Consider the following 15,007-nt stretch of genomic DNA (forward strand, 5'->3'; position numbering starts at 1 on the left):
CTCCGTGCCTCAGACATTCCCCAACTCCTCCAGCTGAAGCAGGTACAGGCGCGCTGTCACCTTCGCGGTCTTCACGATGCGCGCGGCCAGCTCCGGAGTGAGGATGCCCGAGCCGAGCGCTCCGTCCAGCCTGTCCAGGTGCGTGGCGTCGTTGTCGCCGTGGTAGAGGAAGAAGCGCACCTGCTCGTCTTCCAGCGAGAGCTGCTCCCGGATGGCCATGCCCCAGCGCCGCGCCACGCGACTGCCCAGGCCCTCGATGATGAACATCGCGCCCAGCAGGTCGAACGGATTCTCCTGGCTGGCGCGATGGAACATCCACGCCGACAAGGCCTCACTGCCGATGTTCTTCGGCGCACGGGTGATGGCCTCGTGCGTGCCCCCCACCGACACGTAGTGCCGCTCCAGCATCTCGTAGTCCCGATGCTCATCCCGTGCATGGCGGATGAAGGACGAGCGCAGCGCCAGGTGCTCGGCGGTGATGCTCGATGCCGCGCGGGCAATCCAGCGCGAGCCCTCCACCACCTGCTGCCGCATGTTGATGAGCAGCTCGCGGTAGTCCTCCACCGTGAAGACGCCACGTGACAGCTTGTCGAGCACCGACACACGCTGGAGCTTCGCCTCGAAGTCCACCCAGACACGCGTCAGCTCGCGCACCAGCTTCTCTCGGACCGGGTCTCCGCCCTCCTTGGGGCTCAGGGGCAACGGCCCCAGCTCCTCGGTGGCTCCGTTCGCCGGTGTCTCGGGGCCCGACACGATGTTCTGCGTGTTGGCCGCCGGAGTCGTGACGCCCACGTCGGGGACGACGGCTCGGCCCGGGGCGACGACGGTGAGCATCGCATAGCAGGCGATGAAGCCGCCGCTCTCCGGGACCATGCAGAAGATGCGCTGACCCGGGCGCACGCGGCCTTCGTTCACCAGCTCCTCCAGCATGAGGAAGATGGACGCGCAGCCGGTGTTTCCGCGCGTGGAGAGGTTGGAGAACCAGCGCTCCTCGGGGATGCGCACGCCGCCCCGCTCCAGCAACTTGACGATGGGCTGCTTGAAGAAGTGCGAGGAGTAGTGGATGCAGAACCAGTCCACCTCGTCCGGCTTGAGCCGGCCCTGGTCCATCAACGCGAAGAACCCATCCACGCCCAGCCCTACCAGCGACTCCAGCCGGCGGATGTCCTGCTTGATGTTGAAGGCCCCCGACGCGGCGGCCTCGGCGAACGTGGGCGAGTCAATCCACCCCGGCCCGAAGCCTCCATCGACACCTCGGTTCGCACCCACGTACATGCCCAGCTCGTGCCGGTTCGCATGGGAACGAATGTCCATCCACTCCACCTTGAGGCTGGGCCGGGTGGGGTGCGGTCGGTCCTGCACCACCGCGGCGCCCGCGCCGTCGGAGAGCATCCAGCGCAGGAACTCCGCCTCGAACGGCACGGTGTCCTCACCCGTGACTTCCTCGTAGTGGCTGGCCTTCAGCAGCCGGCTCACCAACTCGCTGGCGCAGACGACGGCGCGTCGAGCCTCTCCGCTGGCGACCTGAAGGGTGGCCGCCCGCAGCGCCTGCATCCCGCTGGAGCAGATGCCCTGAAGCGAGGCCACCTCGCACGCGGGCCCGCCCAGTGCACGGTGCACCTGACTGGCGAAGCCCGGCAGCACCAGGTCCGCCTGCGTGGTCGCGGTGACCAGCAGGTCCATCTCGTTCAATGAAATGGGCGAGCGCGACAGCGCATCATGGATGGCGTGGACCGCCAGGTCCCAGTTCCTGAACAGGCTGCGCTGCTCACGGTCGATGGCGTAGTGGCGCTGGGTGATGCCGTTCTGCGACAGGACGCGGGCCCGGGCCCGGGAGGGACGTCCTCGAACCTTGCCGAGATAGTCCTCCATCTGCTCGTTGGAGATGGGCTCGCCCGGCAGGAACTTGCCGAGGCTCGTGATGAAGGCGTCGTGGGGCATGGCCGGACCATATGTCGTCATGCCACGGGAGTCCCTGGGGCTCCTCCTGTGCTGGGCAGGTGGCGCTTCAGGTCAGCCGGGACTTGAGCCGCGCCGCATATCGACGGCTCATGGAGAGCGGCGCCCCCGCGCCCCGGACGTGGACGCGAAAGCCCTCATCACCTTCGCTCTCCACGCGCTCCACGCAGCCCAGGTTGATGATGGTGCCCCGGTGGATGCGGACGAAGTGCTTCTCCGGCAGCCGCGCTTCCCACTCCGAGAGCGGGCGGGGGAGCAGATGGCGCTGACCGTCACGCGTCACCAGCTCCGAGTAGTCCCCGGCGCTGCACACGGCCGAGAGGTCCGAGACTTGAATGAAGCGCACCCGGCGCTCCCCGGACAGGAAGAGGTGGTCATCGAGCGCCAGCGGCCGAGGCGCTTCCACCGGTGTCGCGGGCATCGCGCGTTGGAGCACCCGGTCCACCGTGGCGCGCAGGCGCTGCGGGTGCACGGGCTTGAGCAGGTAGTCCAGGGCGTTGACCTCGAAGGCTCGCAGCGCGTGCGCGTCGTACGCGGTGACGAAGACGACCTGGGCACGGACCTCCACGCGCGACAGCAGGTCGAAGCCCGAGGCTCCCGGCATCTGCACGTCGAGGAAGAGCACGTCGGGGTCCAGCTCCGCGATGCGCTGCGCGGCCTCGTCCGCGTCCGCCGCTTCGCCCACCACCTCCAGCTCCGGGTGGGGCTTGAGCAGCTTGCGCAGTTCGTTGCGCGCCAGTCGCTCGTCATCCACCAGCAGCACTCCGAGCTTCGCGCTCACGCCGCCTCCCGCCGTGCCAGCTCCACATGAAGGGAGGCCCTCACCCAGCCGCCATCCGCGCCCACGGTGAAGCGATGCCGGCCCGGGTACGCGTGCTCCAGTCGCTCGCGGACATTGGCAAGGCCTGTGCCGGTGCTCTCGGGCCGAGACGTCGGCTCGCGCCAGGAGCCGGTGTTGGCCACCTCGACCTCCAGCGTGTCGCCCTGTCGCGACGCTCGAATGCGCAGCTCCAGCGGTCCCTTCTGACTGTCGAGTCCGTGCTTCACCGCGTTCTCCACCAGGGGGTGAATCAGGAAGCCCGGCAGCCGTGCCCCTTCCGCGCCGGGCCCCACGTCGAACGTGACGCGCAGCCGTTCCTCGAAGCGGATGCGCTGAATCTCCAGGTAGCTGCGAATCGCGCGCAGCTCCTCTCCGAGCGGCACCTCCCGCTCTCGCGTCTCCAACAGTGAGTAGCGGAAGAAGTCGGCCAGCTCCGTGATCATCTGTCTCGCGCGTCCGGGTTCCTCGTCCACGAGCGCGCGGATGGAGTTGAGCGCGTTGAAGAGGAAGTGGGGGTTCACCTGATAGCGAAGCATCTGCCAGCGTGCCTCGGTGGCGAGCGACAGGGCTCGCAGCGCGCGCTCCCGCTCCGCCTCCAGGTCGAGCCGGTAGGCATTGCCCAGGAACAGCGCGCTCCACGCCAGGAGGACGATGGTGCAGTTGAGCGCATCGTGAGTGAAGGCCGGATGGAACACGGGGACCAGCCCGAAGCTCCAGCGCAACAGCCCCAGCCACACCACGGCCAGCAGCGAAGAGAGCGTCAGGCCCACCGTGCCCAGCACCCAGGCCGGTGCGCGCCGCGCCCACAGCCGTGAGAGCACCCTCGCCATCGTCAAGCTGATGCCCAGCCCCAGCAGGGAGCGCACCAGCTTCAGTCCGATGACGAAGAGGTGCTCCTTCGTGCCGCCATGCTCCAGGTTGGGGATGGACAGGACATAGCCGGCGAGCGCGTACGCCCCCCAGCCCCAGAGCTGGACCTTCCAGAACCGAGCACCAAGCCGCATGCTCGGGGTTCTAGCGCTTCTGGATGTGAACCACCTTGTTGATGATCTTCCAGGCGCCGTCGGTCTTGATGACGGTGAGGTAGTCCGTCATGAACGCGTCGGGGTGGTCGAACTCGACCTTGGCGACGCCCACGTCACCGGTGACGTCCAGGCTGACCAATCGGCGCTTGCGCTTCGCTTCGTCCGCGGCGGGCTTCCCGTTCACGCCCGCGAGGTACTCGGCGGTGGTCTTCCTCACGAGCGCTCCATTCCGGTTGAGGAACATCTTCATCTCGTCGTGCATGGCCTCCCGAAAGGGGGCCACCTGTCCGGTGGCGTGGCCTTTCAGATAGAGCTCCACTGCGCGTCGCGCGCCAGCCTCGTCTTCCGAAGGGGCGGGCGTGCCGAGCGCGCTGCCCGAAGCGAGTACCGCTCCCACGATGACCGAGCCCACGGCGACCGCGTTCCTGAGGTGCTGCTTCATGGGTGTCTCCTGTTTGCGTCGAGGTGTCGGCGACAGGGGTAACGGAGACTCGCCTGTCCGCACAGCGCGCTTCTTCCAACGGCGTCAGACACCGCCGGACGGTGCTCGCAGGCGACGAGCGGCGCGCCAGGAGCCGCCGGGTCCCACGGAAAGCGCACCGAGAAATCCCGATTTATGTCTCCTACCTGCCAGACGGGCGGGCAGCGCGGAGCGGTACGCCTGCTTCTCGGGGCCCTGGTGGTGGAGGTGTTTCGCATAGAGTGCTGCCGCCCGAGCAGGTCGCCCCGGTTGCGACGGTTCGGGATGGTGGCGCATCGGAACATGAGGACGGGAGACGCATGGACTGCGACTGGCTCATCATCGGCTCGGGCTTCGGCGGCAGTGTCAGCGCGCTGCGGTTGACCGAGAAGGGCTACCGCGTGGTGATGCTGGAGAAGGGCCAGCGTCTGCTCGCCGCCGACTTCCCGAAGACGAACTGGGACCTGAAGCGCTGGTTGTGGATGCCACAGCTCGGCTGGCGCGGCCTGTTCAAGATGACGTTCTTCCGCCACGTCACCGTGCTGTCCGGCGTGGGGGTGGGCGGAGGCTCGCTCGTCTACGCGAACACGCTGCCCGTTCCGAAGGATGACTTCTTCGAGGCCACCTCGTGGGGGCACCTCGCGAACTGGAAGGAGGAGCTGTCCGGGCACTACCGCACCGCGCGACGGATGCTCGGCGCCACGCTCAATCCGCTCACCACGGTGCCGGACCGGGTGCTCGCGGAGGTGGGCAAGGACATCGGCCGTCAGGGCTTCGAGCCCGCCACCGTGGCGGTCTACTTCGGCGAGCCGGGCGTCACTGTGAAGGACCCCTACTTCGGAGGCGAGGGCCCGGAGCGCACCGGCTGCATCGCGTGCGGCGGCTGCATGCTCGGCTGTCGCCACGGCGCGAAGAACACGCTGGACCGGAACTACCTCCACCTCGCGGAGAAGCGCGGCCTCACCCTTCACGCCGACACCGAGGCGACGTGGGTGCGCCCGCTGCCGGAGGGTGGCTACGAGGTGGAGGCGCGCCAGGGCACCGGCCTGTTCTCCCGGAAGACGCTGCGCTTCACCGCGCGCAACGTCGTCTTCGCCGGGGGCGTGCTGGGCACCGTGGACCTGCTGCTGCGCTTGAAGGAGCGTCCGGACGGACTGCCCCGGCTGTCGGAGCGACTGGGTGACAGCGTGCGCACCAACTCCGAGGCCCTGGTGGGCATCGTGAGCGGGCACAAGGACCAGGACCTCTCGAAGGGCATCGCCATCGGCTCCATCCTGCACACCGACGAGCGCTCGCACCTGGAGCCGGTGCGCTACTCGGCGGGGTCGGGATTCTTCCGCCTGCTGATGGCGCCGCAGGTGCGCGGGACGACGATGCTCACGCGGGTGGCGCGGCTCTTCGCGCTGCTCGCGCGGCATCCATTGCGCTTCCTCAAGGCCTGGTTTGTTCCGGACTTCGCGCGGCGGACGATGATTCTCCTCTACATGCGCACGCTGGAAGGTCACCTGCGCATGCGGCGCGCGAGAGGGCTGACCACCGGCCTGCGCAGGGGCCTCACCACGGGCCTCCAGTCCGGCCCCGCGCCGACCTCCAACATGCCGGAGGCGTTCGACCTGGCGAAGCGCGTGTCCGACAAGCTCGACGGGTATCCCATGACGATGGTGAGCGAGACGGTGCTGGGCATCCCCACCACCGCGCACATCCTGGGTGGCTGCTGCATGGGAGACTCGGCGGAGACGGGCGTCATCGACCATCGCCACCGCGTCTTCGGCTACGAGGGCCTGTACGTGGTGGATGGCTCGGCCATCTCCGCCAATCCGGGCGTCAACCCTTCGCTCACCATCACCGCGCTCGCCGAGCGCGCGATGACGTTCATCCCAGCCGCGCACGCAGGCAACGAAGTGAAGAGGACCGTGTCGCCGGGTGTGTCGGAGACGGCGCCGCAGCTCACGCGCTGAGTTTGGGTTCAATCCCGGCAGTGCATTCGGACGACAGTGCCGTCGGTGGAGTGACGGCACCGGCCTTCGTAACTGAGGCGCTGAAGACGGCTACACGCGGATGACGGCGCGGAGGGGACAGCGCCGTCGATGGAGTGACGGCGCCGCCCTCCCGCAACTGATGCGCTGACGACGGCTACAGGCGGACCTGGAGCTCGTAGCGGCGGTTCTTCGCCTTCTTCGCCTCGGTGTTGTCCGGCTTCACCAGGGGGCGATCCGCGCCCAGCCCCACGGCGGTGATTTCGCTCCGGGAGATGCCTCGGGCGACCAACTCCTTGACGATGGCCTCCGCGCGCTGCTCGCTGAGCTGCTTGTTCTTCGCGGCGTCACCCGTCGAATCGGTATGGCCAGAGACCTCGAACTTGTAGGTCTTCACTCCCGCGGCGGTGAGCTGCTTCTTGGCGTCGACGAGGGCGTTGGCGAGCTTCTTGAGCTTCGCGTCGCAGCCAGGGGCCAGCTCCGCGGTGCCCGTCTTGAAGCTGCACTGGTTCTTCTTCGCCTCGTCCGTCAGCTTGGTGTTGACTTTCTTCTCGACGGTGGACTTGCCCGCGTCGCCCGCGGCCTTCTTGATGGAATCGAAGGGGCTCTGCGCGGCGGCCACGCTCGGGACGGCCAGCAGCGACACGGCGATGCACAACGCCTTGAGCTTCATACGTGGGACTCCTTGGGTTCCAATGGGGAAGGGAACCGGGGACGCAGGCTGCCCAGGGACTCCTCTCCCGTCCAGCACCACGATGCCTCCCGGCCGGTGGAGCCGCCGCCCGCCTGCCGGGGTGGGAGGGAGTACCCTCGGGCTGGAGGTCCCGGGAAAACTTGCCTCGGCGTGTGGGCGGAGCAGCATGGACACCCGGAGTCCTTCCACGCAGCGACAGTGAGGCATCCGTGGGCAGCGGCAGTCGGACGGAGCGGTGGCGGCAGTTCCTCTCGGGGCACCGGGTAGGCTCGGACGTGAAGCCAGCGGAGGCGTTGGTGGAGAAGGCGCCCACCAGCTACGAGCATCTCCCGTTGGACGAGCGCACGCCGTACGACGTGGACTACGACCGCATCGTCTTCTCCAGCGAGTTTCGTTGCCTGCATGACAAGACGCAGGTCTTCCCCCTCTCGTCGAGCGACTACACGCGCACGCGACTGACCCACAGCATCGAGGCGTCCTGCGTGGGGCGCTCGCTGGGCCAGCTCGCGGGCCGCGGCCTGAAGATGCAGGACGTGAAGGTGGAGCCCTCGCACCTGGGCACCATCGTCGCGGCGGCGTGCCTGGCGCACGACATCGGCAATCCGCCCTTCGGCCACTCCGGAGAGGCGGCCATCCAGCACTGGGTGGAGCAGCGACTCACGGCCCCGGGCAGCGCGCCTTCAAACCGCCCGAGTCCCTTCGGTTCTCCGGAGGAGTGGAAGGACCTGGAGAGCTTCGAGGGCAACGCGCAGGGCTTTCGAATCCTCAACCGGCTCCAGTCGCGCGAGCGGCGGGGCGGGTTGCGCTACACGGCGGCGACGCTCGGCGCGATGAGCAAGTACCCGCGCCCGTCCGTCCTCCCAGGCGGCCGCGAGCCGGTGAAGGGGCGCGTGTCGGAGAAGAAGTTCGGTTACTTCCAGGACGACCGTGTGCTGGCGCTGGAGGCCTATCGCGCCGCGGGCCTGCGAGAGCGCGAGGAGGGAGTCTTCTCCCGGCACCCGTTGGCCTTCCTCGTCGAGGCGGCGGACGACATCTGCTACGCGGTCATCGACCTGGAGGACTCCGCGAAGCTCGGCCTGATTCCGACAAAGGACGCCTGCGAGCTGCTGGACAAGGTGCTGCCGTCACCGGTGAAGGGCGAGGTCCGGCCGCCTCCGGCGCACCCGGAGACGCGGATGGCGCAGGCGCGGGCTCGGGCGATTGGCGTGCTCATCCAGGCGTGTGTGCGCGTGTTCCTGGAGCACGTGGAGGCGATGGAGGCGGGGGAGTGGGAGACGCCACTGGTCTCCGCGCGGGACGAGGTCCGCGTGCCGCTGAAGGTCATCAAGGAGCTGACGCGGCGCCAGGGCTACGAGAGCGAGCGCGTGCTGCAAATCGAGAGCGCGGGCTTCAAGACACTGGGTGGCCTGCTCGACATGTTCGCGGGGGCGGTGGTGACGGACACGCCCAATCGCGAGGAGAAGAAGCTGCGACAGCTTCTCCCCCTGGAGCTGTTTCAGCGGCCAGACAATCCGCTGAAGAGCGAGGACATCGGTGAGGCGCTCGCGAGGTTGTCCATGTACCAGCGGCTCCTGTGCGTCACGGACTACATCTCCGGGATGACGGACGGCTTCGCGGTGGAGCTGTACCAGCGGTTGTCCGGCATCAAGCTGCCGACCTAGCGGCGCCCTCTCCGTGCCTCAGGCGTGCAAGTCCTCCGAGCGTGCCCCCGTGCGGCGGTCGCGTGCGCGCTGCTCCAACTGGGAGAGCGAGTTGTCGATGGCCAGGATGTTGCCCGACGGGTCCTTGAACCACGCGGACTTGATGTCCCCCATGGTGGCGATTCCATTGCGCGTCTGGATGCCCATCTCTGGAATGTCGTAGTCCTCGAGCTTCACGCCGGCGCTCCGCAAGCCGTCCACCGTCGCCTCCACGTCCTCCACGGCGAATGAGCACGCGGTCGCGGTGGAGCCGGAGGGCGTCGAGCGCTCATAGAGCAACAGGTAGGAATCCCCGCTCGAGCGGAACATGGCCGCGCCTTCCTCTCCCAGCTCCGACACTTCTTCCAACCCCAGCACTTCGCTGTAGAACCGCCGGGCCGTCTTCAGGTCCGTCACCGCCAGGGTGGGCACCGCCTTCGTTCGTCCAAGTCCCATGGGCCTCGAGCCTCCTTCCGGGACAGGTGGGCACCAGGCGCGAGGCTCGCAAGCGATACCCCCGCCCGAGCCCCGGCTCTCCGAGGTGGCGAGGGAGGTGCGTCTCCCGGGTACCCCTGGCGCGACGTCGACGTAGGTCTCTCCTGGGGGCTCCGCTACACTCGGCGGCATCGTGACACCGCTGGAAGAAGAGACGCCGTCCTCCCCATGGCGGCGATGGCTGGGCCAGGTCGCGGTGTGGACCGTGCCCGGGACGCTCTCCGCGCTGGAGACGTACTTCTTCAGCCTGTCGAGCCCCAAGCCGCTGGAGCCTTGGCGCGCCTTCGTGTCACAGCTGCCAGCCTGGTACGTGTGGGTGCCCGCCACGCCCATCGTCTTCCACCTCGCGCGCAGGTGGCGGCTGGGGCGGCCCTTTCGTGCGCGCGCCTGGGCGAGCCACCTGTTGGCCTGCCTGAGCGTGGGGTGTCTCTTCGCGCTCGTGTACACCGTCTTTCAGCGCGCTTTCGTGCCAGCGATGGGCGCGGGTGGGCCTTCCTTCGCGATGATGCTGCTGCGCTACTCGCTGGGCTGGCTGCCGATGATGGCGATGACCTACGCGGCGGTGGTCGGTGTGGCGCAGTCGCTTGCCTCCCAGCAGAGGGCTCGGGAGAAGGAGCGTCAGGCCGCGGCGCTGGCCATCGAGCTCTCCGAAGCCCGGCTCCAGGCCCTCCAGGTCCAGCTCCATCCGCACTTCCTGTTCAACACCCTCAACGCCATCGTCGTGCTGGTGCGCGCGCAGGAGACGGACACGGCCGCGAGGATGCTCGTGCTGCTCGGTGACATCCTGCGCGGGTTGTTGAAGCAGGGCGCCACGCAAGAGGTCTCGCTGCGAGAAGAGGTGGCGGTGCTGTCGCGCTATCTGGAAATCCAGCAGCTTCGCTTCCAGGACCGCTTGCGCGTCGACTGGGACGTGGACGATGCGCTCCTGGACGCGCGGGTGCCGCACCTGGTGCTCCAGCCGCTGGTGGAGAACGCCATCCGCCACGGGGTCTCCGCGCGTACGGCGGCGGGCGTGCTGCGCATCCGTGCGCGTCGCCAGGGAGACGCGTTGTCGCTCGAGGTGGAGGACGACGGGCCGGGGCTCCCGGCTGGCTTCGACCTGGAGCGCAGCCCGGGAATCGGCCTGTCCAACACGCGGGCACGCTTGTCGCAGCTCTATGGCGACGCGGGGCGTGTCGTCGTGGCTCCACCGAGGGAGGGTGTGGGCACGGTGGCCACTGTCACGCTGCCCTTCCACGCCGTCGTCACGGTGTCCGAGGCGGGAGTCGCGCGTGGCTGAGCTGAGCGTCCTGCTGGTGGACGATGAGCCGCTGGCCCGACGGGGACTGCGGCAGGCGCTGAGCCGACACGCGGACGTGACGGTGTGTGGCGAGTGTCGTGACGGACGCGAGGCGGTGTCCGCCATCCACTCGCTGCGGCCTCACCTGGTGTTGCTCGACGTGCAGATGCCGGAGCTGGATGGCTTCGGCGTCATCAGGGAAGTGGGCGCGGCGCGGATGCCCGCGGTCATCTTCGTCACCGCATACGACACCTTCGCCGTCCGCGCGTTCGACATGCACGCGGTGGACTACCTGGTGAAGCCCTTCGCGGACGAGCGCTTCGACGAGGCGCTGCACCGGGCCCGGCAGCGGCTGCGGCAGGGCGAAGCGGTGGAGCTGGGGCGGAAGCTCGCGGCCCTGCTGGCGGACGCGGCGGGCCCCGCTGTTCCCGCGCAGGGGACAGGGGCTGCCGAGCCACCCCCTTCGGAGCCCGCGCGTCCGGGCGAGCCCATGGATCGGTTGCTGGTGAAGGTGGGCACGCGCTCGGTGCTGGTGCCGGTGGCGGACATCGACTGGATTGGGGCTGACGACTACTGCGTCACGTTGCACGTCGGGGACCGGGAGCATGTGCTGCGAGAGAGCCTCGCGGCCCTGGAGTCCCGTCTGGATGCGGAGCGCTTCGTGCGCATCCACCGCTCGGTCATCGTCAACGTGGAGCGCATCCGTGAGCTGCACCACGACTCGCCCACGGAGACGGTGGTGGTGCTGAGCACTGGCCAGAGGCTGCGGGTGAGCCGCACTCGCAAGGACGTGCTGGAGCGCAGGCTCGGCCGGGCCCGCTGAGCGGACCCTTCACGCGAACGCTTGCGGCATTCTTCCGGGGCAACAGGGGAGGGTGGTCATTCAGTCTCCGAAGCGGGCGCGGCGACAGGTGAACCCATCGACCTGTCCGCCGCGATGCCACCCCGGTGACCTGCCTGGGGCGACGTCAGACGTCGGCGACACGCACCACGAGCTTGCCGAAGTTGCGTCCCTGGAGCAGGCCGATGAGCGCTGTCGGCGCGTTCTCCAGGCCGTCGACCACGTCCTCACGCAGCTTCACCTGTCCGGCGGCGACCCACTCGCCCATGTCGCGGAAGAAGGCGTCGAAGCGGTCGGCGTAGTGGTCGAGGATGACCAGGCCCTGCACGGTGATGCGCTTCTGCAACACGGCCGTCATCACCCCAGGCAGCAGGTTCGGCCCCGCCGGCGGCGTCTCTTCGTTGTAGTGCGAAATCAAACCGCACACCGGCACGCGCGCGCCGACGTTGAGCAGTGGCAGCACCGCCTCGAACACCGCGCCGCCGACGTTCTCGAAATAGATGTCGATGCCGTTCGGGCAGGCGGCCGCGAGGTGTTCGGCCAGCCGAGGGTCTCTGCGGTCGAGGCAGACGTCGAAGCCGAGCTCCTCGACCGCGTAGCGGCACTTGTCCGCGCCGCCGGCGATGCCGACCACGCGCGCGCCCTTGAGCCGGGCGAGCTGCCCGACCACCGCGCCGACCCCGCCGGATGCGGCGGCCACGACCACGGTTTCGCCCCGCTGGGGGCGGCCGATGTCGAGCAGGCCCACGTAGGCGGTGAACGCGGGCATGCCGAGCACGCCCAGCGCCAGTGACGGCTGCGTCAGCGCGCCGAGCGGGACCAGGTCTTGCCCGTCCGACAGCGCGTAGTCCTGCCAGCCCGCTCTGCCGAGCACCAGGTCACCGGCGCGGAATCGCGGATGCCTGGACGCGACGACGCGGTTGACCGTGCCGCCCGCCATGGGGTCACCCAGCGGCACCGAGGGCGCGTAGACCGGAGGGATTTCGTCCATCACCTGGCGCATGTACGGGTCGAGCGACAGGTACAGCGTGCGCAGCAGCACCTGTCCTTCGGCGGGCGTCGGTACGGCGACTTCGTCGAGACGGAAGTCCCGGGGCGTCGGCGACCCGCGTGGACGCGCGGCGAGGACGACACGGCGATTGACGGCGGCATCTGGCTTCATGGGCTTGCTCCTGGGGTGTGGGGAGACGTTCTGCTGGAGCGCTCTGGCGTCGCCGCATGCACATGCACGGACGTCGCGAGAGCGGTGTGCGGACCGGAATAGACCGGTCGTCTAGTGAGCTGGCAAAAAAAGGGGCACACCCGTGCCCCGTTCCCGTTCAGCGGGCTTTCGTGAGACCCAGCTGCTTCCGTGTGGCGGCCATGACCGCGTCCAGTGGCGCGCGGTCGCGAGAAATCTTGGCGAGCAGGCTGGCGCCAAGCCAGCTCTGGTAGAGCGAGGCCGCGACAGCGTGCGAGTCCAGTGGGGCAGACAGAGAGCCGTCCGTCCTGCCCGCTTCGATGCAGCGAGCCAGGCGTTCGACGACTCCACGCGTCCCCTGTTCCAGCTCCGCGCGCATGCTCTCGGACAAATCGCTGACCTCCGCGCCGAGCTTGACCACGAGGCACCGGCTCTTCGCGTCGTCACCAGTCTGCGAGTCGAGCCAGTCGCGGAAGTAGGCGGTCAACCGCCGTGCGGCCGTGCCCCGCTGCGACAGCAGTGCGTCCATTCGCCCCAGGTAGTCGGTGAAGTACGCCTCGATGACCGCCTGCCCGAACGACTCCTTGGATCCGAAGTAGTGGTAAAACGAGCCCTTTGGCACCTGCGCCGCCGTGAGCACCTCGGTCAGGCCGACTCCCGTGAAGCCCTTGCGCAGCAACAGTGGCTTGGCCACATCGAGGATGTGCTGGCGGACGTCGGTCGCGGCGGCGGGCGCGGTCATGCGTCGAACATAACGGCGAATTAGACCGGTCGTCTACTGAATCGGAACCCCAGTCCGTAGAACTCCACCCGCGCCGCGACGTCATCCACGGTCACGGTCCGCTCCTGGAAGACGCCGCGCTTACGAAGGAAGGTCTCGACCCTGGCATCCAGCGCCCCCATCCACGAGGGGATGGGCTGCGCGGTCTCCCAAGTTCTTCCAGGTGGCGTCAGTCCTCGCACACCCGTGGCCGGCGGGCGTGGAGCGTCACGGGGCCGGTGCGCGCACCTTCTCCACGGCGGTGGTCACGTCGGACCACTCCCTGGCGCTCAGGTGCATACCGAAGACGCGACCCACCTCCAGCTTCTCGCGCGCGACGACCTCCACCGTCTCGGCGAGCTGTTGCACGTTGAAGAACGAGCCGTCCGGCATCGGCTGCACCAGGTCGCTGGTGTACAGGAGGCGGTGCTCGGGGAGTCCGACGAAGAGCATGCGCTCGCCCGTCTCGGTGCGCACAGGCACCAGTTCCAGGCGGTTCTTCCCGGAGCCCAGCGTGGTGCGCGTGCCGACGGGACGAATCGCACTGGAGCGAGGCGACTTCGCGAGCGCATCCGGCGTGAGGGTGCGGGGCGACTTCAACAGGCGCTCCACCAGCGGACGGTTGAGGTCCAGCACGTGGAGGGGCACCCCGCGAGCGACGTACTCCCGCAGTCCGCCGATGTGGGGCCACGCATCGCTGGTGGTCACCACGGCCTTCACCTTCACGCCCGGGAAGCGCCGCTGGGCCTCATCCATCACTCGCGCCGAGTAACCCGAGGACAAGGGTGCCTCGATGATGACCAGACCGTCGTCCTGCTTCACGAGGACGACGTCCCAGGCGCCGGGCAGGTGCACCACGCCAGGCACCAGCTCGACGGCGGGCCGGTCGGGCCGGCCCAGTGGAGCGGTCTCCGCCGTGGTCTTGCTCCGCGCCGCGAAGCCCTTGCGCACGTCCTCGGGAATGGAGAAGTCGGACTCGGACAACTTCGGCTCCAGCTCCAGCCGCGTCACCGTGAAGGAGTGATAGGCGTTGCCATTGCGCTCCCATTCCCAGTGCCGCGGGTAGCGCAGGCCCCCGGACTCCAGGGACCAGGACTGGAACGACAGCCGGGTGCGCACGTCACCCCAGACGCTCCAGAAGAAGTCACCAGGGTGCGCGTCCACGGTCTCCACCTGCGTGGGCAGCCCGGTCCGGGCATTGAGGAACAGCCTCGCCGTCGCGCTCCCACGGTGGAACGTCACCACATGGTGGGGCACGTCCTGCAACATGGTGTCGGGAAGAGCGCGCAGGTCGGCGGCTTCCAGCGCGGTGAAGAGGACCCGCTCGGGAGCGAAGTCCAGGCGCTCCTCCATGTCCTGGAGCTGCGCGGCGCCGGCGGGGAACAGCTTTCCACCGCGCTCCATCGCCACGACGCCGTCGGCCAGCATCATCGTCACGGCCTGCCAGGAGTCGAGGCCCGCGGCCCCTCGGCTCTCCGTCTTCTGACGCAGGCGCCGGTGGCGCAGGTCCCGAACCTCTTCGAGCTGCTCGTACATGACGAGCCAGGGCGCGGCGGGGCGCTCGGACTGCTCCAGCAGGTTCCAGTGGCCGATGCCGTGAATGCGCAGGCTGGAGAGGGCCCGCAGCCGTGCTTCACCGCCCATGGCCTCCAGGGCGGCCTGGACGCGGGGCCGGGCGGTGTCTTCGGCGGAGCGCGCGGTGGAGGCGAACAGCAGCGTGGCGAGCACGAGTGACAGTGGAAGTCTTCTCATGCCCGCCAGGATGTCGCCGCGCGCATCGCCCTTCCGAGGCGTGCAGGGAATGGCGTGAAACGCGCGGCGAGTGGTGAGCCCGGTGCG

General features: G+C 68.7%; 13 protein-coding genes. 4 read left to right on the forward strand and 9 right to left on the reverse strand.

Annotated elements, in window-relative coordinates:
* Positions 1-9: 9 nt before the first annotated feature.
* The 4 genes from HUA75_RS05000 to HUA75_RS05015 are packed head-to-tail and all read right to left on the reverse strand — an operon-like array spanning position 10 to position 4,246.
* Positions 10-1,962 carry a 3-oxoacyl-[acyl-carrier-protein] synthase III C-terminal domain-containing protein gene (locus HUA75_RS05000; RefSeq protein ID WP_254627364.1) on the reverse strand — a complete coding sequence of 651 codons (1,953 nt, stop codon included), beginning with the start codon at positions 1,960-1,962 and terminating at the stop codon, positions 10-12.
* A 46-nt stretch (positions 1,963-2,008) separates the two neighbouring features.
* Positions 2,009-2,740, reverse strand: a complete 732-nt coding sequence (locus tag HUA75_RS05005) for a LytTR family DNA-binding domain-containing protein (protein WP_174453419.1) — start codon at positions 2,738-2,740, stop codon at positions 2,009-2,011.
* On the reverse strand, positions 2,737-3,783 hold the full coding sequence (locus tag HUA75_RS05010; protein WP_174485676.1) for a sensor histidine kinase: 1,047 nt from the start codon (positions 3,781-3,783) through the stop codon (positions 2,737-2,739). The genes HUA75_RS05005 and HUA75_RS05010 overlap by 4 nt, the downstream gene beginning before the upstream one ends.
* A gap of 10 nt (positions 3,784-3,793) precedes the next feature.
* Positions 3,794-4,246, reverse strand: a complete 453-nt coding sequence (locus HUA75_RS05015; protein ID WP_174485677.1) for a nuclear transport factor 2 family protein — start codon at positions 4,244-4,246, stop codon at positions 3,794-3,796.
* 338 nt (positions 4,247-4,584) lie between these two features.
* On the opposite strand from HUA75_RS05015, the gene HUA75_RS05020 reads away from it, so the two are divergent.
* Positions 4,585-6,222: a GMC family oxidoreductase gene (locus HUA75_RS05020; protein WP_174485678.1), complete on the forward strand. Its 1,638-nt coding sequence runs from the start codon at positions 4,585-4,587 to the stop codon at positions 6,220-6,222.
* Positions 6,223-6,397: 175 nt separating this feature from the next.
* Here HUA75_RS05020 and HUA75_RS05025 read toward each other — a convergent pair whose 3' ends face one another.
* Positions 6,398-6,913: an OmpA family protein gene (locus tag HUA75_RS05025; RefSeq protein WP_141645711.1), complete on the reverse strand. Its 516-nt coding sequence runs from the start codon at positions 6,911-6,913 to the stop codon at positions 6,398-6,400.
* Between the two features lie 230 nt (positions 6,914-7,143).
* On the opposite strand from HUA75_RS05025, the gene dgt reads away from it, so the two are divergent.
* Positions 7,144-8,595 (forward strand): dGTP triphosphohydrolase, encoded by a 1,452-nt coding sequence (gene dgt / locus HUA75_RS05030; RefSeq protein ID WP_174466778.1) that lies wholly within the window; start codon positions 7,144-7,146, stop codon positions 8,593-8,595.
* 18 nt (positions 8,596-8,613) lie between these two features.
* On the opposite strand, the gene HUA75_RS05035 is transcribed toward dgt, so the two are convergent.
* Positions 8,614-9,069: a VOC family protein gene (locus HUA75_RS05035; protein ID WP_174466779.1), complete on the reverse strand. Its 456-nt coding sequence runs from the start codon at positions 9,067-9,069 to the stop codon at positions 8,614-8,616.
* Between the two features lie 172 nt (positions 9,070-9,241).
* On the opposite strand from HUA75_RS05035, the gene HUA75_RS05040 reads away from it, so the two are divergent.
* Positions 9,242-10,387 carry a histidine kinase gene (locus tag HUA75_RS05040; protein ID WP_174485679.1) on the forward strand — a complete coding sequence of 382 codons (1,146 nt, stop codon included), beginning with the start codon at positions 9,242-9,244 and terminating at the stop codon, positions 10,385-10,387.
* Entirely contained in the window at positions 10,380-11,210 is an 831-nt protein-coding gene (locus HUA75_RS05045; RefSeq protein ID WP_174485680.1) for a response regulator, read from the forward strand. Before HUA75_RS05040 ends, HUA75_RS05045 begins: the two co-directional genes overlap by 8 nt.
* Before the next feature lie 145 nt (positions 11,211-11,355).
* On the opposite strand, the gene HUA75_RS05050 is transcribed toward HUA75_RS05045, so the two are convergent.
* The 3 genes from HUA75_RS05050 to HUA75_RS05060 all read right to left on the reverse strand — a co-directional run bounded on the left by HUA75_RS05050 (position 11,356) and on the right by HUA75_RS05060 (position 14,920).
* Positions 11,356-12,390 (reverse strand): NADP-dependent oxidoreductase, encoded by a 1,035-nt coding sequence (locus HUA75_RS05050; protein WP_174466782.1) that lies wholly within the window; start codon positions 12,388-12,390, stop codon positions 11,356-11,358.
* Positions 12,391-12,547: 157 nt separating this feature from the next.
* Positions 12,548-13,150: a TetR/AcrR family transcriptional regulator gene (locus tag HUA75_RS05055; RefSeq protein ID WP_141645716.1), complete on the reverse strand. Its 603-nt coding sequence runs from the start codon at positions 13,148-13,150 to the stop codon at positions 12,548-12,550.
* Between the two features lie 246 nt (positions 13,151-13,396).
* Entirely contained in the window at positions 13,397-14,920 is a 1,524-nt protein-coding gene (locus tag HUA75_RS05060) for a hypothetical protein (RefSeq protein ID WP_174485681.1), read from the reverse strand.
* Positions 14,921-15,007: the final 87 nt, after the last annotated feature.

The sequence above is a fragment of the Myxococcus sp. CA040A genome, assembly GCF_013336725.1.
Classification (GTDB): Bacteria; Myxococcota; Myxococcia; order Myxococcales; family Myxococcaceae; genus Myxococcus; species Myxococcus llanfairpwllgwyngyllgogerychwyrndrobwllllantysiliogogogochensis.

Excerpts from the sequence above, each read along its gene's own strand:
- HUA75_RS05015 (WP_174485677.1), bottom strand. The coding sequence starts at position 4,246 with ATGAAGCAGCACCTCAGGAACGCGGTCGCCGTGGGCTCGGTCATCGTG.
- HUA75_RS05000 (WP_254627364.1), bottom strand. The coding sequence starts at position 1,962 with ATGACGACATATGGTCCGGCCATGCCCCACGACGCCTTCATCACGAGC.
- HUA75_RS05010 (WP_174485676.1), bottom strand. The coding sequence starts at position 3,783 with ATGCGGCTTGGTGCTCGGTTCTGGAAGGTCCAGCTCTGGGGCTGGGGG.
- HUA75_RS05050 (WP_174466782.1), bottom strand. The coding sequence starts at position 12,390 with ATGAAGCCAGATGCCGCCGTCAATCGCCGTGTCGTCCTCGCCGCGCGT.
- HUA75_RS05020 (WP_174485678.1), top strand. The coding sequence starts at position 4,585 with ATGGACTGCGACTGGCTCATCATCGGCTCGGGCTTCGGCGGCAGTGTC.
- HUA75_RS05035 (WP_174466779.1), bottom strand. The coding sequence starts at position 9,069 with ATGGGACTTGGACGAACGAAGGCGGTGCCCACCCTGGCGGTGACGGAC.
- HUA75_RS05025 (WP_141645711.1), bottom strand. The coding sequence starts at position 6,913 with ATGAAGCTCAAGGCGTTGTGCATCGCCGTGTCGCTGCTGGCCGTCCCG.
- HUA75_RS05060 (WP_174485681.1), bottom strand. The coding sequence starts at position 14,920 with ATGAGAAGACTTCCACTGTCACTCGTGCTCGCCACGCTGCTGTTCGCC.
- HUA75_RS05055 (WP_141645716.1), bottom strand. The coding sequence starts at position 13,150 with ATGACCGCGCCCGCCGCCGCGACCGACGTCCGCCAGCACATCCTCGAT.